We start from the raw sequence: 5716 nt of genomic DNA, 5'->3' as shown, positions 1-5716 counted from the left end.
GATTAAACGTATAACTTCCATCTGAATTTATTTGTAAAGTTCCTTCTGCTAAAATAACACTGCTTCCTGATGGATAATTTGTTCCTCCAACACTAAACTGACTTACCGTTAATGGGTTGTTCTCTGTATCTGTATCATTATTCAATAATCCATTGGTTGCATTGACACTTAAGGGTGCATCCTCTAATAATGTGTTTGAATCTGCTTGTGCTAATGGTGCATCATTTACTGCTGTTACAGTGATATTTAATGTACTACTTGCCGTAGCTGATCCATCACTTATTGTATAAGTTACTTCTGGCACACTTCCATTAAAATTAGACGCTGGTGTAAACTCATAACTTCCGTCTGATTCTATTTGCAAGGTTCCTTCTGCTAAAGTGATTAAGCTTCCTACATTTTCTGAGTTCCCGTTGATTAACAAGCTTGTTACAGATAAGGCATCATTCTCGATATCCGAATCATTTGATAAAACACCTGCTGCAGACGAAACAGTTAGAGCTGTGTCTTCATTTGTAGTATTTGTATCTAATACAGCAACTGGTGCATCGTTAACTGGAGTTACACTTAAGTCTAATGTCGAATTCGCTGTGTTGGTCCCGTCACTTATTGTATAAGTTACCTGTGGGATTGGTCCGTTGTAATTTAATGTTGGACTAAAAGTATAACTTCCATCTGAATTTATTTGTAAAGTTCCTTCTGCTAAAATAACACTGCTTCCTGATGGATAATTTGTTCCTCCAACACTAAACTGACTTACCGTTAATGGGTTGTTCTCTGTATCTGTGTCATTGTTTAATAATCCATTCGAAGCATTCACACTTAAAGCTGTGTCTTCTAATAAAGTATTTGAATCTGATTGTGCTACAGGAGCATCATTTACTGCTGTTACCGCAATATTTAATGTGCTTATAGCTGTATCCGTTCCATCACTTATTGTATACGTTACTTCTGGCACACTTCCATTAAAATTAGACGCTGGTGTAAACTCATAACTTCCGTCTGATTCTATTTGTAAGGTTCCTTCTGCTAAAGTGATTAAGCTTTCTACATTTTCTGAGTTCCCGTTGATCAATAAGCCTGTTACTGATAATACATCATTCTCGATATCCGAATCATTTGATAAAATACCATTTGCTGAAGAAACAATTAAAGCGGTGTCTTCATTTGTTGTATTTGTATCTAGTACTGCGACAGGTACATCGTTAACTGGAGTTACACTTAAATCTAATGTCGAATTCGCGGTGTTGGTCCCGTCACTTATTGTATAAGTTACTTGCGGAATTGGTCCGTTGTAATTTAATGTTGGACTAAAAGTATAACTTCCATCTGAATTTATTTGTAAAGTCCCTTCTGCTAAAACAACACTACTTCCTGATGGATAAGTTGTTCCTCCTACACTAAACTGACTTACAGTTAATGGGTTGTTCTCTGTATCTGTGTCATTGTTTAATAATCCATTCGAAGCATTCACACTTAAAGCTGTGTCTTCTAATAAAGTATTTGAATCTGATTGTGCTACAGGAGCATCATTTACTGCTGTTACGGTGATTCCTATGATTCCTTGATTCGCAGAAACTAAACCATCATTATCTTGAATTGTATAATTGATACTTGCTGGTCCGTTATAATTATCTTCTGGAGTAAATGTTACGTTTCCTAGTGCATCTATTTCATATTTTCCTATTCCAACAATAACAAGTGGCGTTGTTGAGTTTCCTGTGTTTGCTGGATTTGATGGGTCTATTAATACAATTGTAGATGGTACTACGGTTCCATCATCTGTATCATTTCCTCCAATCGTATTTACTACAATCTGATTGTCTTCTAGAGTGTTATTTCCTAAATCATTTACTGCTACTGGTGCATCATTAATTGGGTTTACTGTAATATCTAAAGTTCCTGGAATTGTTGTGGTTCCATCTGAAACATTATAAGTTATTTGTGGTACTGTACCATTGTAATTTGCTTTCGGAATAAACACATAACTTCCGTCTGAATTTATTTTTATTGTTCCTTCAGAAATACTAACAGTAGTTCCTGAATTATATATTGTTCCTTCAATTTCTATTGTTGAAATTGTTAAAGGGTCCCCATCATTATCAGAATCATTATTTAACAATCCGTTTATAGCAGTTACTATTAATTGAGTATCCTCATCTGTATTATTTGTTTCTGAAATAACAGCAGGAACATCATTTACAGGAGCTACTGTAATTTCGATTACACCTTGATTAGATGAGATTAAACCATCGTTATCTTGAATTATATAATTAATACTTGCAGAACCATTATAATTATCTTCTGGTGTAAACGTTACATTTCCTAAGGCATCTATTTCGTATTTTCCAACACCAACAATTACTAGTGGAGTTAATGAATTTCCTGTGTTTGCTGGATTTGATGGATCTATTAATACAATTGTAGATGGTACTACGGTTCCATCATCTGTATCATTTCCTCCAATTGTATTTACTACAATCTGATTGTCTTCTAGAGTATTGTTTCCTAAATCATTTACTGCTACTGGTGCATCATTTACAGATGTTACAGAAATATCTAGCGTACTTGAATCTTCTTCCGTACCATCTGTAATTGTATAAACAACTTGAGGTATAGAGCCATTAAAATCTGTTGTAGGTTCAAATGTATAACTACCATCAGAATTTATGGTTAAAGAACCTTCTGTTAAATTAACCGTTGTTCCTGCTGTATATGTAGTAACCCCTATTTTAAATTCTTTTACAGATAATACATCACCATCAATATCAGAATCATTATTTAATAATCCATTAGCAGAACTTACAGTTAGTATAGTATCTTCAAGTGTATTTTTACTATCTGGATTTGCTATTGGTTTATCATTTACTGGGATTACAGTAATATCTAATGTACTGCTTGCGTTTGGTGTTCCAGATCCATCAGTTATTGTATAAGTAATTTGAGGCACAGAACCATTATAATCTGTTGTAGGCACAAATGTATAACCCCCTCCAGCATTTATTGTTAAATCTCCTTCTGTTAAATTTGCAGTTTGTCCTGCATTATAAGTAACCCCAGCAGCAACAAATGTTGTAATAGTTACAGGGTCTAAGTTTGCATCTGTATCATTTTTAATTAAACTTTTTACATCACTATCTGCAACAATTAAAGTTACTTCTTCATTTGTTGAATTGGTATCTGGATTAGCAATTGGTGAGAATGAAGATTGAGGTACTGTAATTACAACAACTGCTGTATCTGTTCCTCCATTTCCATCAGAAATTTCATATGTAAAAGTATCTGTTCCGTTATTAAAACCTGCTTGTGGTGAGTAGATTACAACATCATCTGAAGTATCTGCTGGTGTACCATTATCATTAATTACAGCCGTTCCTTTTGTTGGTGCAACAGTAATTGTACTTATAGATAAAACATCACCATCTAAATCATTATCATTGGTTAATACTGGAATATTAACAGGTACATTTGGATCTGTTGATGAAGTATCATCTGTTGCAACTGGATTATCATTTACAGGTGTAACAGTAATTTTTAATGTACTATTTGCTGTATTTACTCCATCTGTAGCGGTATATGTTATTGTAGGAACAATTCCGTTATAATTAGTTACAGGAGTAAAATCATAACTACCATCGGTATACATTTTAATTGTTCCAATATTTGGAATTACTCTAGTTCCTCCTGTTATTGGGTCTATAGTTATAGTAGTTCCTGCAACTGTAAATTTAGAAACAGTTATTGTATTTCCATCTAAATCAGAGTCATTACTTAATACTCCGTTTACAGCGTTTACATTTAATACCGTATCTTCTGCAGTTGTATTTGTATCTGCAATTAATGTTGGTGTATCATTTATTGGATTTACTGTAATGTCTAAAGTACTCGTTGCTGTATCTGTTCCGTCTGTTGCAGTATAAGTAACCTGAGGATATGTTCCGTTAAAATTTGTAGCTGGTGTAAATACATAATCTCCATTGGTATTTATTTGTAAAGATCCATTAACAATACTTGCTGTTGTGTTTACAGGGTAATCTATACCTAAAATAGTAAATTGAGTTATTGTTAAAACTTCATTTTCTATATCTGTATCATTCTTTAAAACTCCATTTGCAGCAGTAACTGTTAATGTTATGTCTTCATTTGTTACATTGGTATCTGCAACTAACGTTGGTGCATCATTTACTGGATTAACAGTAATTTTTAATGTACTGTTTGCTGTATTTATTCCATCAGAAATTGTATAATTTACCAAAGTTACTTGACCGAAGAAATTTGTTGCAGGTGTAAAATCATAACTACCATCTGCATATACTTTAAGAATTCCTTCTGTTAAGGTTGCCGAGGTTCCTGCAATATAAACGGTTCCATTAATTGTAAATTGAGTTACCGATAAAGCATTATTCTCTGGATCAGAATCATTTAATAATAATCCATTTGCTGCTATTACGTTTAATGTAACATCTTCATTTGTTGCGTTGGTATCTGGAACTGCAACTGGTGAATCGTTAATTGAATTAACTGTAATATCTAAATTAGCTGATGCTGTTAAAATTCCATCTGTAATAGTGTAAGTTACCTGTGGAACTACTCCGTTAAAGTTATTTGCTGGTGTAAAGACATAACTTCCATCTGATTCTATTTGTAATGTTCCTTCTATTAAACTCGCTATTTCTCCTGCTAAATATGAAGATCCTTGAACTACAAAGCCAGTAACATTTATAACATCTCCGTCAACATCAGAATCATTATTTAAAATACCATTTGCTACATTAACTGTAAGTACAGTATCTTCATTTACTGAATTTGTATCATCAACCGCAACTGGTGCGTCATTAACTGTATTTACAGAAAGTGTTAATGTGCTACTTGCTGTATTTGTTCCATCAGAAATTGTATAATCAATAATAGGAACAACTCCTTTATAGTTTAATGCTGGTGTAAAATTGTAACTACCATCAGAATTAATTTTAATAGTTCCTTCTGTTATTGTTGCTATTTCTCCTGCATTATAATTTATTCCTCCAGCTGTAAATTGAATTACAGATAGTGAATTATTTTCTGGATCTGTATCATTTTTTAGTAATCCATTGGCTGCAGTTACATTTAATGCAACGTCTTCATTGGTTGAGTTAGAATCAGGGTTTGCAACTGGTGAATCATTTATAGGATTAACCGTAATGTCTAAGGTGCTTGTAGCTGTCGCTGTACCATCTGTAGCTGTATAAATTACCTGAGGAACTAATCCACTATAATTTAATGCTGGAGTAAAGATGTAGCTACCATCTGGATTTATTTTTAATGTTCCTTCTGTTGCCGACCCCGTAACTCCTGCATTATAATTTGTTCCTCCAAAAGTAAATTGAGTTACTGTTAACGTACTATTTTCTACATCTGAATCATTCTTTAAAACACCATTTGATGCTGTAACAGTTAAAGGAACATCTTCATTAGTTGAACCAAAATCTGCCGTTAAGATTGGAGCATCATTAACTGGAGCTACTGAAATATTTAAAGTTGAATTAGAAGTATTTGTACCATCTGAAGCAGTATAAGTAACTTGAGGTACATTTCCATTAAAGTTTAATACTGGAGTAAAGACATAACTTCCGTCTGAATTTACCACTAATGTTCCTTCTGTTAAAGTTGCCGTATCTCCTGCACTATAGGTGTTTCCATCTACTGAAATTTGTGTTACAGTTAATGGATTTCCATC

1 protein-coding gene is annotated in these 5716 nt (G+C 33.4%); it reads right to left on the bottom strand.

Translation table 11 applies throughout. From position 1 onward, the window contains the following. On the bottom strand, positions 1-5716 hold a 5716-nt coding region (locus MC378_RS15025), incomplete at both ends, for a tandem-95 repeat protein (RefSeq protein ID WP_242179630.1).

It is taken from the genome of Polaribacter marinus, from assembly GCF_022662535.1.
GTDB lineage: Bacteria > Bacteroidota > Bacteroidia > Flavobacteriales > Flavobacteriaceae > Polaribacter > Polaribacter marinus.
This window is presented reverse-complemented; position numbering and strand designations above follow the sequence as displayed.